The following is a 25,263-nucleotide window of genomic DNA, read 5'->3' as shown; positions in this document are numbered from 1 at the left end:
ACCCCGAGAGAAGAGAGCCGACGATGACCATCTTCCCCGGCGGACGGCGCAGAGCCGCCCTCGCCCTCGCCCTGACCGGAGTCCTCGCCCTGACCGCCACCGCCTGCGGTGACGACGGCAGCGGCGCGGGCGGCGACAAGGGCACGGAGGGATCGGGCAAGGGCAAGATCACCTTCTGGGACAACAACGGCGGTGTCCGTACCGACATCTGGAAGGAGATCATCGCCGACTTCGAGAAGGCCAACCCCGACATCGACGTCGAGTACGTCGGTGTGGCCTCCAAGGAGGTGCAGTCCAAGTACGACACCGCCATCCAGGGCGGCGGCCTGCCGGACGTCGGTGGCGTCGGCGCGGCCATGCTCGCCGGGATCGCCGCGCAGAACGCCCTGGAGCCGCTGGACGCCCGGGTCGAGGGCAGCGCGCTCAAGGGCAAGCTGAACACCGGGATGGTCGACAGCGTCAAGGCCGCCGGCGGCCAGGGCAAGCTGTTCACCGTCCCCACCTCCGCCAGCAACGGCGTCCTCTACTACCGCACCGACCTGTTCAAGGCGGCCGGCCTCGCCGAGCCCACCACCTGGTCGGCGTTCTACACGGCGGCCGAGAAGCTGACCGCGAAGGACAAGAACCGCTTCGGCTACACGATCCGCGGCGGCGCGGGCTCCATCGCGCAGGCGCTCGACGCCATGTACGGCCAGAGCGGCATCGCCGCCTTCTGGAACGGCGACAAGACCACCGTCAACGACCCGAAGAACGTGGCCGCGCTGGAGAAGTACGCCGGTCTGTTCAAGAGGACCACCCCGGCAGCCGACGTCAACAACGACTTCACCAAGATGGTCGCGCAGTGGGACAGCGGCCAGATCGGCATGCTCAACCACAACCTCGGCTCCTACCAGGACCACGTGAAGGCGCTCGGCACGGAGAAGTTCCGGGGCATCCCGAACCCGACCCTGGACGACGGCACCCGGGTGCAGGTCTCCAACCCGGTCGACGGCCTCGGGCTCTTCTCGTCCAGCAAGAACAAGGCCGCCGCCTGGAAGTTCATCGAGTTCGCGGCCGCGCACGAGTCCAACAGCAAGTGGAACAAGTCGGCCGGCGCCATCCCCGCCAACACGGAGGCCGCGCAGGACCCGTGGATCCAGGAGGCCGAGCCGACCAGGCTCGCCGCCGGCGTCCTCTTCAGCGGCAAGGCCACGATCGTGCAGCTGCCGTACTACCTGCCCGACTGGAACACGCTCTCCAAGGCCGACAACGAGGCCGAGTTCCAGAAGGTCCTCCTCGGCAAGGCCACGGCCAAGGAGTTCCTCGACGCCTTCGCCGGGCAGCTGAACGCGGCGCAGGCCGAGTGGAAGCAGCAGCAGAAGTGAGCGTCGGCCGCCGCGCGGTCGTCACGGCCGGGGCGGGCCTCGCGCTCGCCCTGGCCGGGGCGTCCGCCGCCCATGGCAAAGGACACCCCCGTATGCGCACCGTCTTCGTCGCGGGCGACTCCACCGCCGCCCAGAAGTACGCCGACGCCGCACCCGAGACCGGGTGGGGCATGGCGCTCCCCTTCTTCCTGCACCAAGGGCTGACCGTCGCCAACCACGCGGTCAACGGACGCAGCACCAAGAGCTTCCTCGACGAGGGCAGGCTCGACGCGATCCTCGGCGCGATCCGCCCCGGCGACCTGCTCCTCATCCAGTTCGGCCACAACGACCAGAAGAGCGCCGACCCCACCCGCTACACCGAGCCGTGGACCACCTACCAGGACAACCTGCGGGTCTTCGTCGAAGGCGCGCGGTCCCGGGGCGCCCTCCCCGTGCTCGCCACCTCCGTCGAGCGGCGGAAGTTCGCCGCCGACGGCACGGCCCTGCGCACCCACGGCGCGTACCCGGCGGCGATGCGGGAGACCGCCCTGGAGTCGGACGTCCCGCTCCTCGACATCGAGGCACTGTCCCTGGCGCTGTGGCAGGAGCTCGGTCCCGAGGCCACGAAGACGTACTTCAACTGGACCGCGACCGAGCAGGACAACACCCACTTCAACCCGCCCGGCGCGATCGAGGTGGCACGTCTCGTCGCCGCCGAGCTGCTCCGTACCCATGTCCTCGCGCCGCGCGAGACGCGCCGCCTGGACGACGAGATCCCCACCGACCGGATCACCTGGCCCGCTTCCACGCCTGTTTCCGCCCCTGTTTCCGTGCCCCTTTCCGAGGAGAGCCGACCGTGAACCGACACAAGAAGCTGGGAGTCGTGGCCGCGACCGCGCTCGCGCTGACGGTCACCGCACCCACCGCCGGTGCCCACACCGGTCACCGCCCCGGCGCCGACCCGGCCAGGGCGACGCTGCCGGCCGGCGACGGCTGGGCGTCCGAGGGCGCCGGCACCACCGGCGGCTCCGCCGCCGACGCCTCCCGCGTCACCACCGTCACCACCTGGGAGGAGTTCCGGGCCGCTCTCGAAGCACCCGGCACGGAGCCCCGGATCGTCAAGGTGGTGGGCACGCTGAACGCCACCGCCGACGGCTGCGCCGCCTTCGAGGCGCCCGGCTACGACTTCGCCCGCTACCTCGCCGACTACGACCCGGCGGTCTGGGGGTACGAGAACGAGGTCAGCGGTCCCCAGGAGGAGCTGCGGGCGGCCTCCGCCACGGCCCAGGGCAAGGCCATCAAGGTGCGGGTGCCGGCCAACACCACCATCGTGGGTGTCGGGCGCCACGCGGGGATCACTGGCGGCAGCCTCCAGGTGCAGGGCGTGGACAACGTCATCATCCGCAACCTCGCCCTGGAGAGCCCGCTCGACTGCTTCCCCCAGTGGGACCCGACGGACGGCGCGACCGGGGCCTGGAACTCCGAGTACGACAGCCTCGTCGTGTACGGCTCCACCCACGTCTGGATCGACCACAACACCTTCACCGACGGGGCCCACCCGGACAGTTCGCTGCCCTCCTACTACGGGGAGGTCTACCAGCAGCACGACGGAGAGCTGGACGTCGTCCGCGGCGCGGACCTCGTCACGGCCTCCTGGAACGTCTTCACGGACCACGACAAGACCCTGATGATCGGCAACAGCGACAGCGCGGGCGCCACCGACCGGGGGAAGCTCCGTGTCACCCTGCACCACAACCTCTTCGACAAGGTCGTGGAGCGGGCGCCCCGGGTGCGCTTCGGGCAGGTCGACGCGTACAACAACCACTTCGTGGTGGCGGGTCCGTCCTACGTGTACAGCCTGGGCATCGGCCTGGAGTCGCAGCTCTTCGCCGAGAAGAACGCTTTCACGGTCGCCGCGGACGTACCGGCCGGGAAGATCCTGAAGAAGTGGAAGGACGCGCCGGTCACGACCACCGGCAACTACGTCAACGGCGGCCCGGTCGACCTCCTCGCCGTCCACAACGAGCAGTACCCCGGGGAGCTCCTGCGCGCGGACGCCGGCTGGACGCCCGTCCTGCGCACCCGCGTCGACCACCCGAAGGCCGTCCCGGCCCTCGTCGACCACCGCGCGGGCGCCGGCCGCCTGCGCTGAGCCCGCTCGACAGGAGGCCGGGTACCCCCGGCCTCCGTTCCCTTGCTCCCCCGGCCTCCGTTCCCTCTCTTTCCCCCCGACCAGCGAAGGAGCACCCGCATGCCCTCGCACCACCTCGGAACCGCCGCCCTCGGCCGCCGCTCACTCCTCACCGCAGGTGCCGGCGCGGCCCTCGCGCTCGCGCTGCCCGCCACGAAGGCGAGCGCCACCACCCTGCCGACGGGCCCCTTCGGCCGGTTCGGTTCGCCCGCCGCCCGGCTCACCGGGCGGACGCTGTACGTGCACCCCGGCGGTCTCGGCGACCACACCACCGTGCGGGCCGCCGTCTCCGCCGCGAGCGGCGCCGGCTGGACGCTGGTGCTCGCCCCCGGGACGTACCGGGAGACGGTCACGGTGAGCGCCGCCCGTACGGACATGACCTGGATCGGGGCGAGTGGCGACCCCCGGGACGTGGTCGTCGTGTACGACAACGCGGCTGGTACACCCCGCCCCGAGGGCGGCACCTACGGCACGAGCGGTTCGGCGACCACCACCGTCCAGGCGGACGGTTTCACCGCCCAGGGGGTCACCTTCGCCAATGACTTCCTCCGCACCGACCTCCCCGGGAACCCCGGCACGCAGGCCGTCGCGCTGAAGGCGCAGGGCGACCGCTCGGCGTTCTTCCACTGCCGTTTCCTCGGCCACCAGGACACGCTCTACGCGGACTCGACGTCCCTGTCGGCCTTCGCGCGGCAGTACTTCGCGCACTGCCACGTCGAGGGGGACGTCGACTTCGTCTTCGGCCGGGCCACGGCGGTCTTCGAGCACTGCCACTTCCGTACGCTCGTCCGCACCGATCTGGCGGGCGCCCCGTACGGCTTCGTGTTCGCCCCGTCGACGGCGGGCGCCAATCCGTACGGCTTCCTGGCGTCCCGCTGCCGGATCACCAGCGAGGCGCCCGACGGCTACTACAAGCTGGCCAGGCCCTGGGTGCCGAGCTCGGACCTGACCGCCCGGCCGTCGCTCGTTGTCCGGGACAGCGTCCTCGGCCCCGGGATCGACGCCGTCGCCCCGTACGCGAACATGCGCGACGCCCACCCGTGGCAGGCGCAGCGCTTCGCGGAGTACCGCAACACCGGCCCGGGAGCCGCGATCACCGTCCCGGAGAACCGTCCCCAGCTCGCGCCGGCCGAGGCGGCGGGCGCGAGCCGGGCGACGTATCTCCGTGACTGGACGCCCGGACCGGTCAGTTGAGCAGGTCGAGACAGTCGATCGACGTGGCGGGGCTGAGGAAGCCGGTCCCGGTGGAGCCGCTGACGACGTTCAGTCTGAGCACGTTGTACTGACTCGGGTCGGTCTTCCAGGCGCTCGCCGGGACGACGTACGTGAAGGTGTGGTTGTTGCCCCGGTACGAGCCGTTGGTCAGCGAGCGCGTCGAGGGCTGCGCCGGCGGCGAGGGGATCGCGGAGACCCAGTCGTTGACGGTGACCTGGGGCCGTCCGTTGAGGAACGCGGTGGTGACGCCGATCCGGAGGGTGTGCGCGGCGGCGGCCTGGGCGGCGGTGAGCCTGAAGTACACGAGGACGCCGTCGTTGACGTCCTTCCACAGGTAGCAGGGGAAGGAGGCGGAGACGTCGCCCGCGCCGAGCACGACGTTCCCCGTCCACGACGCGGCGCGCACGTCGGCGGGGTGGGCGTAGGTCATGAGGGCGGCGTTCTTGAACGCGCCCGGCGTGCCGTCCCAGTCGCCGATCCGCCAGATCGCGGGTGCGGTGGACGGGTCGTTGGTGAGGGTGAGGGTGTGCAGGGCGGTCGCGGCGCCGGCCGTGACCGTCACCGTGCCGGTGTGGACGGCGAGTTCGCCCTTGTAGACGGTGAGGGTGTACGTGCCGGGGAGCATGTTCCGGCAGGAGAAGGCGCCGGTGCCGGCGGTGGCGCGGGTCCAGTACTGGGCGTCGGCATTGGCGAAGCCGACGGTGTACGGGTGGTCCGCGTCCATGCCGGCGAGGCCGACGCCGGCGACCCGGCCGCGACCCGCCGCGCCGACCCAGCCGGGGATGCCGAGGCCGTCGACCCACGTGGTGTCGTGGTTCGCGGCGAAGAGCGCCGGGGAGGGCGTCCCGCCGCCGGTGAAGGCGAGCAGGTAGGGGCCCTGGAGGCCGAAGCGCATGGCCTCCGTCTGGGACTGGTTGTAGTGGAGGATCTCGTACAGCCCGACGCCCAGCTCGTTCGAGTGGCGGAGCAGGGAGCGGTAGAACGGGCCGCCGGAGGCCTTCTCGTGGTTGGAGCGGATCATCCAGAGACCGACCGACCCCGTGGTGTAGCCGACGTGGTCGTAATCCATGACGCGGACGCCCGAGTAGTGCTTGGAGCGGGTGTGTCCGTCGGCGCGCTGCCAGACGTCCCCGGCCTCGATGACGGTGTCGGCGCCCTCGACCCAGGAGTCGGGGCCCTCGTTCGGGAAGATCCCGGGCTTGAGGCGGGCGATGAAGCGGGTGGCGGTGAAGGACGTGTCGGCCTTGTCGGTCCACAGGTAGACGTTGTTCAGGCCGGCGCGGGCCGCGAGGTAGTGGCGGAGCGTGCCGTGGACGACGGTGACGAGGACGGTGGAACCGGTCTGGGCGAGGGTGACGGTGGAGGCGCCGAGGCCGGACTCGACGTGCGAGTGCTTCCCGCCGTATCCCTCGTACTCCGTGCCCTTGTAGACGAGGGAGGTGAGGTCCCCGGTCGCCTTCGAGACCTTGAACACGAGTCCGGCGCCGGTGTCGACGACGTACTGCGTGCCGTCGTCGCTCCAGCCGAAGCCGGCGGCGGCCGCGGTGCCTGGCGCGAGACCGGCGGTGGCGGCGAGGGCCGTACCGGCCGCGGCGGCGCCGAGGAGGGTGCGGCGGCGGAGGGGGCGCTGGGTGATGGTCGCGGTGGTGTCGTCGTACGAGCGCATCGGCGTGCGGCTCCTTCGGTACGGGGGGTACGGGGCGGCTCCCGGTTGTTCCTAGGTCGCCACCGGCCGCGGAAGGGTTGCCCCCCCTTCGCCCCCGCGTCAGCCGAGCCGCGGTGTCCTGGTCACCGGCAGGCGGGCGCAGCGGCGGCAGGCCCGGGCCGAGGTCGCCACGACCGCGTGCGCGGCGGCGGCGAGGGCTCCCGCGCAGGCGAGCAGCGGCCAGTCGGTGGCGAGGGCCGCGGCGACGGCGAGCGCGAGCGTCGTCACCGCCATGGCGACGCCCGCGGTGGTCCCGGTCCAGGCGACGACGAGCGGCAGCCGGGGCGGGGTGGGCAGCCGGCGGCCGAGGGTGCCGGTGACGGCGAGGGTCGCGGCGGCGAGCAGCGCGGCGGCGATCGCCACGCCGGCCAGGTGCGCGGCGAGGAGCTGGGCGGTACGAGGGACGGGTGCCGCCGGGCCGGCGGCGGGGCCGGTGAGGTACCAGCAGACGACGAGGAAGGGGGCGGTGAGCGCGACGGCCCGGGCGGTGTGACGTGCCTGGGCGAGGGTCAGTTCCCGCTGGCAGCTCGGTACGAGCTCCTCGACGGTCCCGAACTCCCGCACCGCCGCGCGGATCGCGTCCGGGTACGGGCGGCCCTCGTCGGCATGGGCGTCCGTCGTGTCGGCGAGTCCGCCGCGGACCTCCTCGACCAGCCGGGCCTTGGCACGGGCCGGTCCGTGCAGGGCGGCGGCGAGCTCGGCGGCGTACGTGTCGAGGGGATCGGCGCTGGGGGCGTCGGGTCGATCGGCGCCGGGGGCGGCAAGAGGCTCGGGGCCGGGGGCGTTCACGTGGCGAGTCCGGGCGGTGGCGTGGTCGGGTTCAGGACCGAGCCGATCGCGGCGGTGAACTCGCTCCACGCGGTCCGCTCGCCCGCCAGCGTGTGCCGGCCCGTGTCGGTGAGCTCGTAGCAGCGTCGGCGGCGTTCGCCGGAGGACTGCCAGCTGCTGCTCAGGAGCCCGAGCCGTTCCAGCCGCTGGAGCGCCGGATAGACCGTGCCCGTACGGAGTTCGAGCACGCCTCCGCTGCGCTGCTGGACCGCGGCGATGATCGCGTACCCGTGCAGCGGGCCCTGTTCGAGCACCGCGAGCAGCAGTCCGTCCAGGTGCCCTCGTACCGCATCCGCCTTCATAGGTAGGCAGCCTACCCAAAGGATCGGTAGGCAGTGTATGTATTGGCTGCCGACATATTGGCAGCCAATCGACCGAGTACTGACGCGGAGGCATGCGCCGTGACCGAATTCCTGTTGTCCGTCCACGTCCTGGTGGCGATCGTCACGGTCGGAGCGATCACCGTGGCCGCCTCGATGTTCCCCCGCGTCGCCCTACGGGCCTGCGGCGCCGGGGAGGGGGACGCCCCGGCCGGAGGGACCGGGACGGCCGCGGTCCTCCACCGCGTCTGCACCGGGTACGCCGTCGCCGGTGTCGGCGTCCCGGTCTTCGGGGTGGCGACCGGCGCCCAGCTCGGCGTCCTGACCGATGCCTGGCTGATCGTGTCGATCGTCCTGACCGTGCTCGCCGCCGTCGTCCTCGGGCTCGCCGTCCTGCCCGGCCAGCGGCGCCTGCTCGCCCTGGCCGGGGGCGCGGACACCGCGGAGGAAGCACGGCCCGTGGCGGCCCGGCTGGCCATGGCGACCGGGATCTTCAACGTCCTCTGGGCGGTCGTCGTCGTCCTGATGATCGTCCGCCCCGGCTCCACGACGGGCGTGTGACCCCTGGTGGCGGACGGGCCCTCGCCGGCGCCCCGGCCGGTCCGTCAGGTCGCGGGGGTCGCCACGCCGAAGCCGCCCCGGAGGGTGGACCGGCCGCCGTCGCCGCCCGTGAGGACGACGGTGTACGTGTCGGCCGAGGCGTCCCGTACCCCCTCGGCATGGCTGTACTGGACCGCGAAGACATGCCGGCCCGGCGGGACCGTACGGCCCGGTTTGAGGGCCCAGCGGTAGTGGAGCACCCCCGGCTCCTCGGTGACCGTGACGGTGAAGTCCTCGGCCGGGCGCGTGCGCCAGTGGCCCGTGCTCGCGACGCCGGCCGTGCGGGCGACCCGCACGTCGACGACGAGACCCGACACCGGCGTCTCCGTCGTCACGGTGAGATCTCCCTGCGCCCACCAGCGGTTGCCGCCGGGGTCGAGGGTGCCGGCCGCCACGGCCGCCGGTCCCCGCGTCAGCGGTCCCGGTGCGGGCGGCCGCGACGCGGGCGCGGCCGGCCCCCGGTCCAGCGTGGTCACGGCGAGGCCGCCGACGCCGACGACCCCGGCGACGGCCACCGCCACGGCCACGGCCGCCGTCCAGCGCCTGCCGGTCCAGGCGAACGCCCCCGGGCGGCCCGCGCGGGCCCGGCGGGACGCCCGCGGCGGGGCGGCGAGGCCGCGTTCCACCCGGGCGAGCATGCGGGCGTGGTCGGGCCGGTGGGCGAGCCCGGCCTCGCGCAGCTCGCGGCGCAGCTGTGCCTCGTGCATCAACGTCTCCCGCTCCCCGCGACGAGTTCGCCGGCGGCCCGGTCGCCCAGGAGGCGCTGGAGCTCCGCCATCCCCTTGGCGGTCTGGCTCTTGACCGTACCGACCGAGATCCCCAGGGCGAGCGCGGTGTCGCGTTCGGAGAGGTCGAAGGCGTGCCGGAGCACGACGCAGGCGCGTTTACGGAAGGGCAGGGCGCGCAGCGCCGTCCGTACGTCGAGGACGGCCGGGACGTCGGGGTCCTCGACGTGGTCCGGGCGCCGGTCCCAGAAGGCGGCGATCCTGCGGCGCTCGCGCACGGTGCCCCGGATCCGGCTGCGGACGAGGTTGGCGACGACGCCGCGGGCGTAGGCGGCGGGGTGGTCGGCGGCGCGGACCCGGTCCCAGCGGTGCCAGAGGGCGAGCATGGCGTCGGCCGCGAGGTCGTCGGCCGCGTCGGTCTCGCCGGTCAGCAGGTGTGCGAGGCGGGCGAGTTCGGCGTAGTGGCGCGCGAAGAACGCCCGGAACTCCGTCGCGCTGTCGTCGGCTTCAGTGTCCACCGCGACCACGACGGCCCTCGGTGGGCGAGGCTCCGGCCGCCGGTCCCGTGCTCGCGCGCTCGGTCAGCCGGGGAGCGATCAGCTCCGCACCGCGCACGGCCCCTCCCCCGAGGCGCGCGACGAGCCGCTCCACCGCGAGCCGGCCCATCTCGTGGACGGGCACGGAGACGGCGGTGAGCGGTACGGAGGCGTGGGCGGCGACCTGGTCGGGGCAGATGGCGACGACGGAGACGTCCTCGGGGACCGCGCGGCCCTGGTGGCGCAGGAGCGCGAGGAGCGGTTCGACGGCGGCCTCGTTCTGGACGACGAGGGCCGTGGTGCCGGGGCGTTCCTCGAAGACGCGGGTCACGGCGGCGGCGACGGCCGCGTACGTGCCCTCGACGGGCCGGTGGAGCAGGCCGACGCCGTGCGCGTCGGCCGCGCCGCGCAGCCCGGCGAGCGTACGGGCGGCGTAGCCGGTGCCCCGCGCGTAGACGGCGGGCGGCTCTCCGAGGGCGGCGATCCGGGTGTGCCCGAGGCCCACGAGGTGCTCGACGCAGCGCGCCCCGGCGGCCTCGAAGTCGAGGTCGACGCAATCGAGGACGGCGGGGGCGGGGGCAGGGGCGGCGTCGGCGGCCGCGACGGACGCGGCCGACTCGGCGACGGACGCGGCCGACTCGGCGGAGGCCGCTGTCCCGTCCGTCCCGGTGGGCAGTCCGATGAGGACGGCGGGCCGTTCCGCCTCCTGGAGACAGGGCAGCCGGGGGTCGTCGAGCTCGACGTCCATGACGATCATGCCGTCGGCGATGGCGCTGCCCTCGACACGGCGGACGGCCTCGGGGCCCTCCTCGCCGGTGAGCAGCAGCACGTCGTAGCCGTGGGAGCGGGCGGTGGTGGTGACGGCCATCGCGATCTCCATCATCACCGGGACGTAGAGGCCGGTGCGGAGCGGCATCATCAGGGCGAGGATGTCGGTCCGGCTGCTGGCGAGCGCGCGGGCGCCGGCGTGCGGCCGGTAGCCGAGGGCGTCGATGCTGTGCTGGATCCGCTCGCGCGTGGGAGCGGAGATGGAGCGTTTGCCGCTGAGCACGTAGCTGACCGTGCTGGCCGACACCCCGGCGTGACGGGCGACATCGGCGAGGGTGACCACGTGCGCGCTCCTCGGCAATCTTGATACGGACCCCGACCCTAAGCGGCCGCTCGACGAGCTGTCCAGGTCGGCGGGGAAGAGTCCAAGGGTCCGGTGGTCGCGCGGGGTTGTGCGGGACGCTCCGGAGCGATGGGATGAACACCGGGCGGAAAGCGCTTTCGCCCTCACGGGGCACATGGCGCTCACTCGGCTCCGGCCCCTCTTCCTCCCCCCTCATTCGGCTCCGGCCCCCCCTTCCTCTTCCTCCCCCTCACTCCGTCAGGAGGACCATGTCCGCCCTCCCCTGGTACGAAGACCTCTCCCCCGGTCGCGGCACGCTCCCGCCCCGCGCCTGGTACGCCCGCTCCGACGCCGCCGTCCTCTCCCTGAACGGCTCCTGGGGCTTCCGCCTCTCCCCCACCGCCGACACCGAGGACGACTCCTTCGCCTCCCCCGGCTTCGACGCGGGCGGCTGGGACGCGATCACGGTCCCGGGCCACTGGGTGCTCCAGGGCAAGGAGAGGGAGTACGGCGGTCCCGCCTACACCAACGTCCAGTACCCGTTCCCCGTCGACCCGCCCCGCGTCCCCACCGAGAACCCGACCGGCGACCATCTGCGCCGCTTCGACCTGCCCGCCGACTGGCCGGCGGACGGCGGGGCCGTCCTCCGCTTCGACGGGGTCGAGTCCTGTGCCCGGGTCTGGCTCAACGGCACGGAGCTCGGCGACTTCAAGGGGTCGCGCCTCGCCCACGAGTTCACCGTCGGCCACCTCCTCACGGCACGGGACAACGTCCTCGCGCTCCGCGTCCACCAGTGGTCCTCCGGCTCCTACCTGGAGGACCAGGACCAGTGGTGGCTGCCCGGCGTCTTCCGTGACGTGACCCTGCTGCACCGGCCGGAGGGCGCCCCCGGCGACTTCTTCACGCACGCCACGTACGACCACACCGCCGACGGCGGCACCGGCGCCGGCACCCTGCGCGTCGACTGCGACGTGCCCGGCCGGGTCACCGTGCCCGAGCTCGGCCTCGACCTCGCCACCGGGGAGTCGGCGACGGTGGCGGTCGAACCGTGGAGCGCCGAGACGCCCCGGCTGTACGAGGGGGTGCTCACGGCCGGCGGCGAGCGGATCCCGCTGCGGATCGGCTTCCGGACCGTGGCCGTCGAGAACGGGGTCCTCACGGTGAACGGCCGCCGGATCCTCTTCCGCGGCGTGAACCGCCACGAGTTCCACCCGGAGCACGGCCGGAGCCTGGACCTCGCGACGATGCGCGAGGACGTGGAGCTGATGAAGCGGCACAACATCAACGCCGTCCGCACCTCCCACTACCCGCCGCACCCCGCCTTCCTCGACCTCTGCGACACGTACGGACTGTGGGTGATCGACGAGGGCGACCTGGAGACGCACGGCTTCGAGGACCTGGACTGGCGAGGCAACCCGGTCGACGACGAGCGCTGGACCCCGGCCCTGCTCGACCGGGCCGCCCGGCTCGTCGAGCGGGACAAGAACCACCCCTCGGTGGTCATCTGGTCGCTCGGCAACGAGTGCGGCACCGGTGCCGGTCTCACCGCCATGGCCCGGTGGATCCGCGACCGCGACCCGTCCCGGCTCGTCCACTACGAGGGCGACCGCTCCTGCGCCGACACCGACGTCTACTCGCGGATGTACCCGCCGCACGCCGAGGTCGACGAGATCGGCCGCCGCGCCGACGGAGGACCGGAGGCACGGCGCGAACTGCCCTTCATCCTCTGCGAGTACGCGCACGCCATGGGCAACGGGCCGGGCGGACTCTCCGAGTACCAGCGGCTGTTCGAGACGTACGAGCGCTGCCAGGGCGGGTTCGTCTGGGAGTGGATCGACCACGGCCTCGTCCACCCGCTGCACGGGCACGGCTACGGCGGTGACTTCGGGGAGGAGGTGCACGACGGGAACTTCGTCTGCGACGGGCTGCTCTTCCCCGACCGGACGCCGTCGCCGGGGCTCCTGGAATACAAGAAGGTGATCGAGCCGGTGCGGATCGCACCCGACGGTCCGGGCTCGGTCCTGGTGGGCAACGGTCACGATGTCGTCGATCTGGCGCATCTCGCCTTCACCTGGTCCTTCCTGGCCGACGGCGAGACGCTCGCCTCCGGCCCTCTCGACGTCCCCCCGCTCGCCGCCGGGGCGCACGCGCGGGTGGTCCTGCCCGCCCCGCCCGCGCATCCGGCCGGCGCCGAAACCCTGTGGACGGTACGGGCGTTGCTGGCACACGACACGGCCTGGGCGCCCGCCGGGCACGAGGTGGCCTGGGGGCAGATCCCGGCATCCGCACCGGCCCCCACGCCGCGCGCGGTGACCGGCGCGCGACCCGTCCGCGCGGCCGGCCGGATCACCCTCGGCCCCGGCACCTTCGACGCCCGCACCGGTGAGCCCCTCGCCCTCGGCTCCCTCCCCGTCACCGGTCTGCGCCTCGACGTCTGGCGGGCGCCCACGGACAACGACGAGGGCGCGCCCTGGCAGCCCGACGAGCGCCACGGGACGCTCTGGCGCGCTCTCGGCCTGCACCGGATGCGGCACCGGATCGACGCGGTCACCCTGGAGGACGACTCCTTGACCGTACGGACGCGGGTGGCGCCCGCCGCCCGGGACGTCGGCCTGCGTACGACATACCGCTGGACCTCGGACGGCACGGCCCTGCGGCTCGGCGTCGAGGTCGTCCCCGAGGGCGAGTGGCGGGTGCCGCTGCCCCGGCTGGGGGTCCGGCTCGGTCTGCCGGCCGCCCTGGACCGGGCTGTCTGGTACGGCGCGGGACCCGGCGAGGCGTATCCCGACACCCGGGCCGCGGCACGGCTCGGCCGCTGGGAGGCCACGGTGGACGCGCTCCGGACCCCGTACCTGCGGCCGCAGGAGAACGGGGCCAGGATCGACACCCGTTGGGTGGAACTGACGTCCTCGACGGAGGGCGTACGGGTGGACGGGGACCCGGCCTTCTCGTTCACGGCCCGCCCCTGGACGACGGAGCGGCTGGACGCCGCCGCCCACCGCACCGATCTGGTGCCGGGCGACACGCTCTGGCTGCACCTGGACCACGCCCAGCACGGCATCGGCTCCCAGTCCTGCGGACCGGGCGTGCTGCCCGCGTACCGGCTGGACACGGCCCCGGCCTCGTTCTCCCTCACGTTCACCCCGGTGGGGGTCGTGCAGCGGAAGCCGTGCAGGGGAGGCCGACCAGCGGAAGCCGTCTAGCGGAGCAGTCGGTCCGGGACGATGGCCCGGGCCCGCAGCTCCCGCGCGACGAGGGCCGCGTACTCCGTGGCCCCGCGGACCGAGGTGTGGGTGTTGTCCCGCTTCTCGGTCGTCAGGTAGAGCGCCTTGGAGGCCTCGGGCCCCAGCTGTTCGACCCGCGCCTTCGTGAGGGCGGTGAGGTCGATCAGCGGGGTCCCGAGGGAGCCGGCGAGGGCGCGGACCTCGGCCGGGTGATCCACGCCGAGGCCGTTGACGAGCAGGGCGATGCCGTTGTCCAGGGTGCCGTCGGCGTTGAACCAGCGGCGGACGATCGGGGTGAGCAGGACGGGTTCGCCGCCCCGCGCCCGTACCCGCTCGACCATGCTCGTCAGGTTGGCCCGGTAGGTGGCAGCGTCCGTCTGCTTGTCGTTGTGGGCGAGCTGGATCAGGACGGGGTCGCCGGGGCGGATCGCCGCCTCGACGGTGTCGAAGAGCGCCGGGTTCGCCAGGACGGTGACGGTGCTCTCGCCCGAGTCGGCGTGGTTGGCGACCGCGATCCCGCGCCCGAGATGGACGGGGAGCCGCTGGCCCCAGCCGGTGTACGGGTCGCCCGGCTGGTCACAGGCGGTGGAGTCGCCCACGACGAAGAGGCGCAGGGCGGCGGGGGCCGGGGTGACCCGGAGCGCGGCGACGCGGGGTGCGGCGCCGTCGACGACCAGGTCGAGGCCGGGGCTGCCGGCGGGTCCGGTGGGTTCGCCCTCGGGCTCGCGGACGTCGACGGTGAACGAACGCCGGACGGTCTCCCCCGCCGCGGTGGCGGTCTCGGCGAGCAGGGCCCGCCGGGTCTCGCCGGTGATGGCGGTGGAGGCGGCGGTCTCGCCGCCGAGGGTGAGGGTGACGTCGTACGTGCCGGGGGCGACGTCGAAGTGACAGGCGAGTCCGCCGGTGGCGGTGGCGGTGCAGTGGTCGATGCCCTGGCCGTACGGGCCGTCGGCGTGGGCGGCGGGGGCCGCGGCGAGCGACCCGAGGAAGGCGGCCGCGGCGGCGAGGAGGAGCGTGGTCGTGCGCATGGTCCTGATCCTCTCGGTTCTCACGCGGGGAGGTGGTCGCCGACCAGGGCGAGGTTCTGGATGGCGGCCAAACCGTACAGGGCGGTGGTGTTGGTGCTGATCCACAGGTGCTCGTAGCCGGGTTCGAGGGCGGCGGAGCCTTGGACGGGGGTCTTGTCCCAGACCATGGCCGCCGTGTAGCCGTCGCTCTTGTCGAACTTGGCCCAGGCGCGCTGGGCGAGCTTGGCGTCGCCCGACTGGGCCGCGGCGTAGGCGTCCTGGCGGGAGTGGCCCTGGAAGAGGAGGAGGGTGCCGAAGTTCTTGCCGTAGCGGGCGGCCTGTTCGGTCTTGGAGGCGTTGAAGTAGCGGCAGTAGTCGAGCCAGGCCTCCTTGAACCGCGGCATGTCGACGAGGTCGATGAGCTCGGCGCACATCTCGACCAGGCCGAACATGGCGGAGAGGTGGGAGACGCCGACGACGGGTTCGGTCGCGACGGCGAAGCGGCCGGTGTCGAGGTCGTAGAGGCCGGTGCCCTGCACGAAGCCGTTGGGCTGGGCGGCGATGGTCTCCATGGTGGAGCGGAGCCGGGCCTCGGCCTTGGCCGCCTTGGGGCCGCCGCGTTCCCACTCGGTGAGCCAGGCGGCGGCGAGGCCGCTCCAGTCGGTGCCGAAGCCGATGGAGAGCGCGTGGCGGTCGGGGGTGTAGGGCTCGGTGCGGATCTTGCGGATGGGGTCGAGGACGAGGAAGGTCTCGTCGGAGTCGACGAGGTCGTGCATGAGGTCGCCGACGCGTTCGTCGGCGGTGAGGAAGTAGTAGGGCCTGCGGTAGACGGCGGTGGAGATGCGCTGCTGCTTGGCGCTGCACGCGAAGTGCTGGACGCCGTGGCGGGTGCCGAGCCCGGCCCACTGGCCGAGGTGGTAGACGTCGACCTCGCCGGTGTGGCGGGTCATGGCCTCGGCGAAGCGGAAGACGTCGGCGCGGCCGGAGCGCAGGTAGGCGTACCAGAGCCACAGGTCGGGCGAGAGCTCGGAGTTGTCCCAGGCGTAGCCGCCGACGTCGTACCGCCACTGGTGACGGTCCTCGTCGTAGGTGTGCATGATGTCGCCGTAGTCCCAGAAGCCGTACCAACGACGCTGCTCCGCCTGGTCCTTGTAGTAGGTGAAGAGGTAGTCGAGGTGGTCCTCGATCTTCGCCTTGGCGGGGGTGGAGCGGTCGACGGGCGAGAACAGTCCGCCGAACACCCGGGCGCGTACGAGGTCTTCGGGGCTGACGGCGAGCTGCGGCGGGGTGCGGACGGCGGCGGACTGTTCGACGAGGGCGGCGGCGGTGGGGGTGGCGGCGTTGGCCCAGAACATCAGCTCGCTGGTGCGGGCGATGCCGTAGGGGGTGCCGAAGCCGGGTTCGTAGTCCTCGTAGGTGATGTTGAGGCCTTCGAGCTGCTCAGGGAAGGCGTCCTGGCCCATGCCGTCGTGGTAGAAGCGCAGGTCCATCGGCTGGGCCTCGGGCGACCAGAGCCAGAGGGTGACCTCGGCCTCGTCGCCGGCGGCGTTCCTGATGTCGAGCTGGGCCGGGTGCTTCTGCCAGAAGTCCCTGAGACCGAAGGAGAGTCCGCCGGTCACACCGCCGACGTAGCCGAATCCGCTCGCGCGCCGGCCGCCGCCGGCCGGGATCCAGCCGTGGCCGGGCTTGGTGCGCTTGCGCAGGGCGAAGCCGTCGGCGGAGAGCTGGGAGAGGGTGTAGTCGCCCCAGGTCGGGACGTACTGCATCCGGGTCGTGACGCGCTGGTCCCAGGTGGCGGGGTCGGGCAGCTTCTCACCCTTGACCTGGGCGGTACGGACGGCGGCGCCGGGGTCGCGGCGCAGTCCGGTGACGCCCTGGACGGCCTCGGTGAGGAAGCCGGCGCCCTCGCCGGCGATCCGGACGTGCCGGTCGTAGGCGGCGTCGTGCATCGGGACGGTGAAGCGGACGCCGAGGCCGCGGATGAAGTCCCCTTGACTCTGACCGGCAGCCTGGTCGCCGTCGTAGGTGATGGTGTGGACCATGCGGAAGGACTCGGAGCCCGCGTAGAAGTAGAGACGCACGGAGAACGGCAGCCAACTGCGGCTGCCCTTGCGGTGCTTGCCGTCGATGCGGACCACGGCCCGGACCGGGCCCGCCTGTTCGACGACGGCGCCGGAGATCTCGCCGTCGAACCGCTCCCACTTGGCGTTGCCCTGGTCTCCGTCGTCGAGGTCGCTCTGCCGGAGCAGGACGAGCCGGCCGTCGGTGGCGATCTTCACTCCGCCGCGGGTGACGGACTCGACGAGCTTCCCGCCGTCCTTCCCGATCACGGCGCGGACCGTGCCGGTGTCGACGGTGATCCGGCGGCCGGTCTCGGTGACGGAGACGGTGGTCGCGGCGGTGGCGGGAGTCCCGGGAGCGAGCGTGAAACCCTCGGCCCCGGCGGCTCCGGCGGCCTCGGGTCCGACGGCGTGCGCGGTCCACTTGAGGGAGCCGTCGGGCCAGCGGGCGGTGGTCCAGGTCTGTACGGGGACGTTCGCGCCGTCGGCGCCGGTGAGCGCGAAGGCCTGGTCGGCGGGGTGGACGCCCTGGGGCCAGGCGGCGCCGAAGGTCGATCCCGCGGCGGCACCGAGCCCGCCGGGCTCCAGCCAGGTGACGGTGGAGGGCCGGTCGGCCGCCAGGGTCTCGGCGGGCGCGGCGGCTTGGGCGTCCCCGCGTCCGAGGACCCAGCTGAACTGTGCGGCGGCACCGGCGACGGCGGCGGCCTTGAGGAGCGAGCGGCGAGGGAGGGATGTCACGGGAACTCCTTTCATGCGCATGCCAACGGCATGCCTGCGGAAGCGGAAGGTGCGGTGGGGCAGGGGACGGCGGCGCCGCAGGATGGGGCCGAGCACCTCCCCAGAGGGGGACCCCCGGCCCGGCAGGACGATGGCCCACACAGGGGTGGGCACCGCTGAGGCCCCGGCGGGGGGCCCGGCCGGCTCGGCGGGTGGAGCCCCGGGGCCGCGGGCGTGGCGCGACCGTGGACGGCCGCGGCCCCGGGAGTGGATCAGGCGGCCGCCGGTACCGCCAGGCGGTGTTCGGCCGCCAGGGCGGAGGCGACGAGGATGCCGAGGGCCGGCAGGGCCAGCGGGGCCGAGAACCAGGCCGACGCGGCGATCACCGCCAGACCGCAGACGACGAGGAGGGAGCCCGCGGGGTCGCGCAGCGCCCGGCGGGCCGCCGAGCCCGCGAGGGCCCGCCAGCGCAGGTCCGGACGCCAGTCCGTGGCCGCCCGCAGGACGGTGACCGTGAGCCAGAGCGCCGCCAGGATCGCGAGGACCCCGGTCGCGCGCCCGCCGGGCACCGGCAGCGCCCGTACGAGAGCGAGGTCGGCGGCCACCAGGGCGAGCGCGGCCGCGTAGGCGATCCCCGCCGACCAGCCCCCGCCCCGGAGGGCGGCGCGGAGGTCGGCCGCGAAGAACCGCAGGCCGGCCTGCTCGTCGCCGGTCCAGCGCCGCAGGTGCGCCGCGCCGGCGGCCAGCGCCGCGGGCAGCGTCACCAGGGGCAGCGCGGCGACGGCGATCCACACCCCCACCAGGAGACACTCGGCGAAGACCCCGAACGCCGCCAGGAACCGGCCCCGCGGAGGCGCGCTCATCCCTTGAGGCCCGACGTGGCCATGCCGTCGATGAGGTACCGCTGGAAGGCGAGGAAGAAGGCGACCACCGGGAGCAGTGCCACGAGCGACATGGCGATCATCCCGCCGTAGTTGGCGACGCCGTCCTGGTCGACGAACATCTTCAGGCCGAGCGAGACCGTGTACTTCTCGGGTTCGTTGAGGTAGATCAGCGGACCCATGAAGTCGTTCCAGGCGTTGATGAAGGTGAAGATCGCGCTGGTGATGAGGGCGGGCCGGCAGAGCGGCAGCACGATCGACCAGTACGTCCGCAGGTGCCCGCAGCCGTCGAGGCGGGCGGCCTCGTCAAGTTCCTTCGGCAGACCGCGCATGAACTGGAGCATCAGGAAGACGAAGAAGGCGTCGGTCGCCAGGTATTTGCCGAGGAGCAACGGCGTGTAGGTGTTGATCAGTTCGAGCTTCTGGAAGAGCACGTACTGCGGGATGAGCAGGACGTGGTACGGCAGGAGCAGGGTGCCGATCATCAGGGTGAAGAGCACACCGCGCCCGGCGAAGCCGATCTTGGCGAAGGCGTATGCGGAGAGCGAGCTGGAGATCAGCACGCCCACCACCGAACCGACGGCCAGGAAGAGGGAGTTGCCGAAGAAGGTGGAGATGGGGATGTCGGCGATGCCGTCGGCGAGGCGCCGGTAGTTGTCGGTGATGGGGTCGGTGGGGAAGAGGGTCAGGCTGCCGACGATCTCGTCGTTCGGCTTGAAGGAGCCGCCGATCACCCACACCACGGGGTAGAGGATGACGGCGAGCACGGCCAGGGAACCCAGGTGCCAGGCGATGGAGCCCGCCGTGCGCGGCCTGCCGGTCCGTGTCCCGGTGCGTGTCCCGGTGCGTGCGAGGCCCCTCGGGCCCCTGCCGGTGCGTACGAGGCTCATCGGCCTCCCTCCTCGTAGTGCACCCAGCGTCGCTGGGACCAGAACAGCACCGCCGTGACCAGGCCGACGGCGAGCAGCAGCATCCAGGCCATCGCCGAGGCGAGACCCATGCGACTGTTCTCGAAGCCCTGGATGTAGAGGTAGCAGGTGTAGACGAGCGTGCCGTCGGCCGGCCCGCAGGCGTTGCCCTGGCTGCCGATGATGTAGGCGGAGCCGAAGATCTGGAAGGAGTGGATGGTCTCCAGGAGCACGTTGAAGAAGAGCACCGGGGAGATCATCGGCAGCGTGATGTGCCAGAACCGCCGCCACGGGCTCGCCCCGTCGACCTCGGCCGCCTCGTACAACTCCCGTGGGACCTGCTTGAGTCCGGCGAGGAAGATGACCATCGGCGCGCCGAACTGCCAGACGGTCAGGGCGACCAGGGCGTAGATGATGCGGTCGGGGTCGCCGATCCAGCCTCCGGCGTCCATGCCGAAGAGCTGCTGCGTGCGGTCGACGGCGGCGCCGTCGGAGAAGATCGCGCGCCAGACGATGGCGATCGAGACGCTGGCCCCGATGAGGGAGGGCGCGTAGAACGCTGCCCGGTAGAAGCCCTGGCCGCGCCTGCTCTGGTTGAGGAGCAGGGCGACGCCGAGCGCGGCGGCCAGTTTCAGCGGGGTGCCGATCACCACGTACCAGCCGGTGATCTCGACCGAGGTGCGCCAGCGGGGGTCGCCGAACATCTCGGTGAAGTTGTCGAGGCCGATCCAGCGCGGGGCGTCGAAGAGGTTGTAGTCGGTGAAGGCGAAGTAGAGGGAGGCCACCATGGGCCCCGCGGTCAGCAGGAGGAAGCCCGCGATCCAGGGGGACATGAAGAGGTAGCCGGCGAGGTTCTCGCGGCGGGCCCCGCGAGGGCGGGAGCGGCCCGCCGTCCGGGGCGGGCGCCCGCCGCCGGGCGGGGAGCCCGCGGGTGCGGTCTCCCCGTCCTGGCGGCCGGCCCGCGCGGGTTGTGCGGGAGTCGGTGCGGAGGTCACGGCGGCGCCCATCAGGAGGAGAGCGCCGTCTTCGCCTCGGTGAAGTACTGCTTCACCGCGTCCGCGACCGGTCGCTCGCCCAGGGACATCTCCTCGGAGAGCCGCAGGAAGGCGGCCTCGCAGACGTCTGCGCCGGCCGGGTGCGGGGTGATCGGCTCCAGGACGCGGGACTCGACGAGCTGCTTCTCGTAGGCGGCGATCTGCTTGCCGACCTCGTCGGCCGGCACGTAGGCCTGGTACTGGGCCTCGGTGGCCGGGACGCCCCGGTCGTACCCCATGATCTTCCCGACCTCGGGGTCGTGCACCATGAAGTCGATGAACTGGGCTGCCTCCTTGGGGTGCTTGGTGCGCTTGGAGGCGCTGAGCATGAGGGAGCCGAGGTACTGGCCGGTCTTGCGGCCGTCGGTGGTGGGTATGGGGGCGAGGCCGTACTGGCTCTTGCCCTCGGAGGTGTAGCGGACGGCGAAGTTGTCCCAGGTGAACTCGGAGCCGGCGAGTTCGGCGGTGACCGCGGACTTGGGCTTCGCCTGGATGGTCTTCCGCGGGTCGGCGTAGACGCCCGACTTCACCCGCTCGAACGCCTTGGTCCACCAGTCCGTCAGGTCCGCCTCGGTGAAGCCGAGTCCGGAGGTGGTGAAGAAGGCCTTGCCGTGCTGGCGCAGGTAGAGGTCGTACAGGTACATGATCCCGTACGGGCCCGCGTCGCCGGCCCGGCCCTGGGTCTCCCGGACCTTGGCGAGGGCCGCGTGGTACTCGTCCCAGGTCCAGCCCGGCTTCGGGGTGACGCCGGCCTTGGTGAAGACGGTCCGGTCGACGACGAGGGCCATCGAGTTGCTGCCGACGGGGACGCCGAGCAGTTTGCCGTCGACCTCGCCGAACTTCTCCAGACCGGCCCGGAAGCCGTCGAGGCGGAGGTTCCCCGCCTCGGCCTGCTCGCGCAGGTCCAGGAGGACGTTCTTCGCGTCGTACTTGCGCAGGAAGCCGATGGCGTTCTGGAAGACGTCCGGCGCGTTTCCGCCCGACGCCTGGGTGTTGAACTTCTTCCAGAAGTCGGCGTAGGGCTGGAAGTCGGTCTTGACCTTGATCTTCGGGAACTTCTTCTCGAAGAGGGCGATCGACTGGTTGATCCGCTTGGCCCGGTCGTCGGAACCCCACCACGTGTACCGAATGGTGACGGTGCCGTCTCCGGAGCCCGAGCCGGATCCGCAGCCCGCCGCGGTCAGGCCGAGAGCCGCAAGGGAGCCGCCGGCGACCTTCAGCATGCTCCGCCGGTCAACAGTGCCGTGAGTACGCACAGTTTCGTCCTCCGCGCGTTAATGGAACGTTTCAGGAAAGCGCTTGCTGGGACAAGGTAGGGTCGTCGGCCAGCCACGTCAACGCTTCGGACCGGGATCTTTCGAAGCGCTTCGAACCGCGCGCTGGAAGGGTCCCGGTGAAAGGATTCAACAACAGGCCGGTCAGGCCAGCCGGATGACGTTCCAGGACATCGGCTCCAGGACCGCCCGCAGCCGCCCGTCGTCGAGCGTCGTCCCGTCCACCGGATGGGGCAGGACCCGCTCCGGCTCGTCCAGCGTGTTGCGGGCCTCGGGGTCCGCGTCGGCGAGCGCGCTGTGCTCGACGACCCGGTCGAGACCGAGGCCGCGCAGGGTCACCTCCAGCGGCAGGGCGCCATGCCGGTCGCGGTTGACGGCGAAGACGGTCACGGTCCCGTCCTCGGCGCGTACGGCCGTGGCGTGCAGCAGGGGCACCTCCCCGTACGCCGCCGTGGGGTGGACGGGCGAGTCGACGCGGACATCGAGGACGGTGCCGCGGCCGTACCGGGAGGCCTGGGCGAAGGGAAAGAAGGTGGTCTGGCGCCAGGCGGGGCCGCCGGGCTCGGTCATGATCGGGGCGATCACGTTGACGAGCTGGGCGAGACAGGCCACCGCGATCCGGTCGGCATGACGCAGCAGCGTGATCACGAGGCTGCCGAAGACGACGGCGTCGGTGACGGTGTAGACGTCCTCCAGGAGACGCGGGGCCTCCTGCCAGTCCTCCACCGGATGCGGGTTGGGCCGGCGCTGGTACCAGACGTTCCACTCGTCGAAGGAGAGGGTGAGCTTCTTCGACGACTTCAGCCGGGCGCCGACGTGGTCGCAGGTGGCGACGACCTCCTCGATGAAGGCCTCCATGTCGACGGCGGAGGCGAGGAAGGAGTCCCGGTCGCCGTCCACCTCCTCGTAGTAGGCGTGCAGCGAGACGTGGTCGACGACTTCGTACGTCTCCGCGAGGACCGTCGCCTCCCAGGCGGCGAAGGTCGGGAGCCCGCGCCCGGAGCTGCCGCAGGCGACGAGTTCGAGCCCGGGATCGACGCTCCGCAGGGCGCGCGCGGTCTGCGCGGCGAGCCTGCCGTACTCCTCGGCGGTCTTCTGGCCGGTCTGCCAGGGGCCGTCCATCTCGTTGCCCAGGCACCACAGGCGGATGCCGAAGGGGTCCTTGTCGCCATGGGCGACGCGGCGGTCGGAGAGCTCGGTGCCGCCGGGGTGGTTGGCGTACTCGACGAGGTCCATGGCCTCGGCGATGCCGCGGGTGCCGAGGTTGAGCGCCATCATCGGCTCGGCCTCGGCGCCTGCCTTCCGCAGGAAGGTCATGAACTCGCTGAGGCCGAAGCGGTTGGTCTCGGTGGACCGCCAGGCGACGTCGAGCCGGCGCGGCCGCTCCTCGACCGGGCCGACGCCGTCCTCCCAGCGGTAGCCGGAGACGAAGTTGCCGCCGGGGTAGCGGATCGCGGTGACGCCCAGCTCGCGGACGAGGTCCAGGACGTCGGTGCGCAGACCGTCCTCGTCGGCGGCCGGATGACCGGGCTCGTGGATGCCGGTGTAGACGCAGCGCCCGAGGTGCTCCACGAAGGAGCCGAAGAGGCGGGGGGCGACGGGGGCGATGGTGAAGTCGGGGTCGAGGGTGAAGCGGGCGGTGCGGGTGGTGCGTTCGGTGTGCGACACGCGATTCCCTCTCGTTCGGGTTGTTCGAGATACCGACCAACGGCCGTATGTCCGAACGAGAACGTAGGAGCGGAGCTCGCGCGCGTCAATGAACCTCCGCGGCGGCAAGCGGAGACGGCGGGGAGTCCGCAGCGCGCACCTTGCCAAACCGCTAACTCAGAGACCTATAGTGCTAGACAACTAGCTAAATGGAGGAACCGGTGATTGAGTTCCATCTGAACAGCCGGTCCGGCCTGTCCCCGTACCAACAGCTGGTCCAGCAGGTGCGGCACGCGCTGCGCCTGGGCCTGCTGAAGGAGGGCGACCGGCTGCCGACGGTCAAGGAGGTGGCGAAGCAGATGGCGGTCAACCCGAACACCGTGCTCAAGGCGTACCGGGAGCTGGAGCACGACGGTCTGGTGTCCGCTCGTCCCGGCGTCGGGACGTTCGTGACCCGGACGCTGGCCGACGCCTCTCTCGCCGCGCACGGTCCGCTCCAGAAGGACCTGCAGCGCTGGCTGACCAAGGCCCGCCTGGCAGGGCTCGACGAAGAGAGCATCGAGGCGCTGTTCCTCAACACGTTTCGCAACGCCGCCGGAGAGGACGTAGCGTGAGCACGGTCTTGCGAGCCCAGGGCCTGGGCAAGAAGTACAAGCAGCGCTGGGCGCTGCAGAACTGCGACCTGGACGTCCCCGCCGGCCGGGTGGTCGGCCTGGTCGGACCCAACGGCGCCGGCAAGTCGACCTTGCTGAAACTGGCCTCCGGCATGCTGACCCCGACGGCCGGCACCATCGAGGTGTGCGGTGGCCGTCCCGCCGAGGGTGTGGAACAGCTGGCCAAGGTCGGCTTCGTCGCCCAGGACACCCCGACCTACTCCGCGCTGAGCGTCGCCGACCACCTCGACCTCGGCCGGCGTCTCAACCCGAACTGGGACGACGCCCTGGCGCGCGACCGGATCCGTCGCCTCGGACTGGACCCCAAGCAGCGGGCAGGCAAGCTGTCCGGCGGCCAGCGCGCGCAACTCGCCCTCACCCTGGGCATCGCCAAAAGCCCGGAACTGCTCATCCTGGACGAGCCGGTCGCGGCCCTGGACCCGCTCGCCCGACGGGAGTTCATGCAGGACCTGATGGAGGCCGTCGCCGAGCACGAGCTGAGCGTCGTGCTCTCCTCCCACCTGGTCTCCGACGTGGAGCGGACCTGCGACTACGTCATCGTCCTGGTCGACTCCCGGGTGCAGGTGGCCGGCGACATCGACGACCTGGTCGCCTGCCACTACCGGCTCACCGGACCGCGCCGGGACCCGGCCACGCTCCCGTCCGGTCAGCACGTCATCACCGCCAGCCACACCGACCGGCAGACCACCCTCCTGGTGCGCACCGACACGGCGGTCCACGATCCGTCCTGGACCGTCAGCCCGCTCGGTCTGGAAGACATCGTCCTGGCCTACATGGCCCGGCCCGCCGATACGGTGCGCGACACCCGGCCCGCTCTGGAGGTACTCCGATGATCTGGCTGACCTGGCGCCAGTTCCGCACCCAGGCCGCCGTGATGTTCGCCGCGGTGGCCGCGCTCGCCGCCGCCCTCGCGGTCACCGGCCCGCAGCTGGCGGAGTTCTACCGAACGGTCGGCAGCAGCCTGGTGGACCAGGTCTCCAGTACGGACAAGTCCCTCTACTACACCGGACTGCTGACCGTGCTCGGCGTGCCCGCGGTCATCGGAATGTTCTGGGGCGCACCGCTGATCGCCCGCGAACTGGAGACCGGCACCCACTACCTCGCGTGGAACCAGGGCGTCACCCGAACGCGCTGGCTGACGACCAAGCTGGGCCTCGGTGCGGCGGGCGCCCAGGCGGCCCCCCGCCAGGTCTCCCACGCGGTGAGCATGGGGAGCAGCCCCCACGACCCGGCCGGCAACGGCGGGGGCGCGACGGGCCCCGA

Annotated in this window: 21 protein-coding genes and 1 pseudogene; 9 read left to right on the top strand and 13 right to left on the bottom strand. The window is 72.4% G+C overall.

The features are described 5' to 3' along the window. The first annotated feature begins 23 nt into the window (after positions 1 to 23). The 4 genes from ACWFR1_RS07960 to ACWFR1_RS07945 all read left to right on the top strand — a co-directional run bounded on the left by ACWFR1_RS07960 (position 24) and on the right by ACWFR1_RS07945 (position 4,728). Positions 24 to 1,364 (top strand): ABC transporter substrate-binding protein, encoded by a 1,341-nt coding sequence (locus ACWFR1_RS07960; RefSeq protein ID WP_453547785.1) that lies wholly within the window; start codon positions 24 to 26, stop codon positions 1,362 to 1,364. Continuing rightward, positions 1,361 to 2,203, top strand: coding sequence for a rhamnogalacturonan acetylesterase (locus tag ACWFR1_RS07955; RefSeq protein WP_453547782.1), 843 nt, complete (start codon positions 1,361 to 1,363; stop codon positions 2,201 to 2,203). Before ACWFR1_RS07960 ends, ACWFR1_RS07955 begins: the two co-directional genes overlap by 4 nt. Then, positions 2,200 to 3,495, top strand: a complete 1,296-nt coding sequence (locus ACWFR1_RS07950) for a pectate lyase family protein (protein WP_453547780.1) — start codon at positions 2,200 to 2,202, stop codon at positions 3,493 to 3,495. The genes ACWFR1_RS07955 and ACWFR1_RS07950 overlap by 4 nt, the downstream gene beginning before the upstream one ends. Before the next feature lie 99 nt (positions 3,496 to 3,594). Continuing rightward, complete coding sequence (locus ACWFR1_RS07945) at positions 3,595 to 4,728, top strand: pectinesterase family protein (RefSeq protein WP_453547778.1); 1,134 nt, start codon at positions 3,595 to 3,597, stop codon at positions 4,726 to 4,728. Here the strand turns inward: ACWFR1_RS07945 and ACWFR1_RS07940 are convergent. From ACWFR1_RS07940 to ACWFR1_RS07930, 3 genes are all read right to left on the bottom strand, one after another. Continuing rightward, complete coding sequence (locus tag ACWFR1_RS07940; protein WP_453547776.1) at positions 4,721 to 6,415, bottom strand: rhamnogalacturonan lyase B N-terminal domain-containing protein; 1,695 nt, start codon at positions 6,413 to 6,415, stop codon at positions 4,721 to 4,723. The genes ACWFR1_RS07945 and ACWFR1_RS07940 overlap by 8 nt on opposite strands. A gap of 99 nt (positions 6,416 to 6,514) precedes the next feature. Beyond that, the gene (locus tag ACWFR1_RS07935) at positions 6,515 to 7,243 is read right to left on the bottom strand and encodes a permease prefix domain 1-containing protein (protein ID WP_453547774.1); all 729 of its coding nucleotides are present in this window, start codon (positions 7,241 to 7,243) and stop codon (positions 6,515 to 6,517) included. Beyond that, complete coding sequence (locus ACWFR1_RS07930; RefSeq protein ID WP_453547772.1) at positions 7,240 to 7,584, bottom strand: PadR family transcriptional regulator; 345 nt, start codon at positions 7,582 to 7,584, stop codon at positions 7,240 to 7,242. Before ACWFR1_RS07930 ends, ACWFR1_RS07935 begins: the two co-directional genes overlap by 4 nt. Before the next feature lie 99 nt (positions 7,585 to 7,683). Between ACWFR1_RS07930 and ACWFR1_RS07925 the strand changes: the two genes are divergently transcribed. Further along, entirely contained in the window at positions 7,684 to 8,163 is a 480-nt protein-coding gene (locus ACWFR1_RS07925) for a hypothetical protein (RefSeq protein WP_453547770.1), read from the top strand. A 44-nt stretch (positions 8,164 to 8,207) separates the two neighbouring features. On the opposite strand, the gene ACWFR1_RS07920 is transcribed toward ACWFR1_RS07925, so the two are convergent. From ACWFR1_RS07920 to ACWFR1_RS07910, 3 genes are read right to left on the bottom strand one after another with little or no spacing between them, the layout of a single operon-like run. After that, positions 8,208 to 8,909: a hypothetical protein gene (locus tag ACWFR1_RS07920; RefSeq protein WP_453547768.1), complete on the bottom strand. Its 702-nt coding sequence runs from the start codon at positions 8,907 to 8,909 to the stop codon at positions 8,208 to 8,210. Next, the gene (locus tag ACWFR1_RS07915; RefSeq protein WP_453547766.1) at positions 8,909 to 9,445 is read right to left on the bottom strand and encodes a SigE family RNA polymerase sigma factor; all 537 of its coding nucleotides are present in this window, start codon (positions 9,443 to 9,445) and stop codon (positions 8,909 to 8,911) included. The genes ACWFR1_RS07920 and ACWFR1_RS07915 overlap by 1 nt, the downstream gene beginning before the upstream one ends. Beyond that, positions 9,435 to 10,574, bottom strand: coding sequence for a LacI family DNA-binding transcriptional regulator (locus ACWFR1_RS07910; RefSeq protein ID WP_453547763.1), 1,140 nt, complete (start codon positions 10,572 to 10,574; stop codon positions 9,435 to 9,437). The genes ACWFR1_RS07915 and ACWFR1_RS07910 overlap by 11 nt, the downstream gene beginning before the upstream one ends. A 269-nt stretch (positions 10,575 to 10,843) precedes the next feature. Here ACWFR1_RS07910 and ACWFR1_RS07905 point away from each other — a divergent pair, with 269 nt between their 5' ends. Then, positions 10,844 to 13,777 carry a glycoside hydrolase family 2 TIM barrel-domain containing protein gene (locus ACWFR1_RS07905; protein WP_453547761.1) on the top strand — a complete coding sequence of 978 codons (2,934 nt, stop codon included), beginning with the start codon at positions 10,844 to 10,846 and terminating at the stop codon, positions 13,775 to 13,777. Here ACWFR1_RS07905 and ACWFR1_RS07900 read toward each other — a convergent pair. The 7 genes from ACWFR1_RS07900 to arfA form a co-directional block, all read right to left on the bottom strand. Continuing rightward, a complete protein-coding gene (locus tag ACWFR1_RS07900) occupies positions 13,774 to 14,826 on the bottom strand; it encodes a rhamnogalacturonan acetylesterase (protein ID WP_453547759.1) in 1,053 nt (350 codons plus the stop codon). The two genes, ACWFR1_RS07905 and ACWFR1_RS07900, sit on opposite strands and share 4 nt — an antisense overlap. A gap of 20 nt (positions 14,827 to 14,846) precedes the next feature. Continuing rightward, entirely contained in the window at positions 14,847 to 17,603 is a 2,757-nt protein-coding gene (locus tag ACWFR1_RS07895; protein WP_453547757.1) for an exo-rhamnogalacturonan lyase family protein, read from the bottom strand. A 251-nt stretch (positions 17,604 to 17,854) separates the two neighbouring features. Continuing rightward, the gene (locus ACWFR1_RS07890; protein WP_453547754.1) at positions 17,855 to 18,445 is read right to left on the bottom strand and encodes a hypothetical protein; all 591 of its coding nucleotides are present in this window, start codon (positions 18,443 to 18,445) and stop codon (positions 17,855 to 17,857) included. Further along, complete coding sequence (locus ACWFR1_RS07885; protein ID WP_453547751.1) at positions 18,442 to 19,353, bottom strand: carbohydrate ABC transporter permease; 912 nt, start codon at positions 19,351 to 19,353, stop codon at positions 18,442 to 18,444. The genes ACWFR1_RS07890 and ACWFR1_RS07885 overlap by 4 nt, the downstream gene beginning before the upstream one ends. Then, on the bottom strand, positions 19,350 to 20,378 hold the full coding sequence (locus ACWFR1_RS07880) for a carbohydrate ABC transporter permease (protein WP_453547749.1): 1,029 nt from the start codon (positions 20,376 to 20,378) through the stop codon (positions 19,350 to 19,352). The genes ACWFR1_RS07885 and ACWFR1_RS07880 overlap by 4 nt, the downstream gene beginning before the upstream one ends. After that, complete coding sequence (locus ACWFR1_RS07875) at positions 20,378 to 21,628, bottom strand: ABC transporter substrate-binding protein (RefSeq protein WP_453547747.1); 1,251 nt, start codon at positions 21,626 to 21,628, stop codon at positions 20,378 to 20,380. The genes ACWFR1_RS07880 and ACWFR1_RS07875 overlap by 1 nt, the downstream gene beginning before the upstream one ends. Before the next feature lie 195 nt (positions 21,629 to 21,823). Then, entirely contained in the window at positions 21,824 to 23,347 is a 1,524-nt protein-coding gene (gene arfA / locus ACWFR1_RS07870) for an arabinosylfuranosidase ArfA (RefSeq protein ID WP_453547744.1), read from the bottom strand. 188 nt (positions 23,348 to 23,535) lie between these two features. Between arfA and ACWFR1_RS07865 the strand changes: the two genes are divergently transcribed. The 3 genes and pseudogenes from ACWFR1_RS07865 to ACWFR1_RS07855 form a co-directional block, all read left to right on the top strand. Continuing rightward, a complete protein-coding gene (locus tag ACWFR1_RS07865) occupies positions 23,536 to 23,940 on the top strand; it encodes a GntR family transcriptional regulator (protein ID WP_453547742.1) in 405 nt (134 codons plus the stop codon). Continuing rightward, entirely contained in the window at positions 23,937 to 24,833 is an 897-nt protein-coding gene (locus ACWFR1_RS07860) for an ABC transporter ATP-binding protein (RefSeq protein WP_453547740.1), read from the top strand. The genes ACWFR1_RS07865 and ACWFR1_RS07860 overlap by 4 nt, the downstream gene beginning before the upstream one ends. Continuing rightward, positions 24,830 to 25,263, top strand: a pseudogene (locus ACWFR1_RS07855) (transporter); the annotation flags it as partial. The gene ACWFR1_RS07860 and the pseudogene ACWFR1_RS07855, both read left to right, overlap by 4 nt.

The organism is Streptomyces sp. NPDC055103, assembly GCF_053607625.1.
Note: the sequence above shows the minus strand (reverse complement) of the source record. Positions and strands in the feature narration are given on the sequence as shown.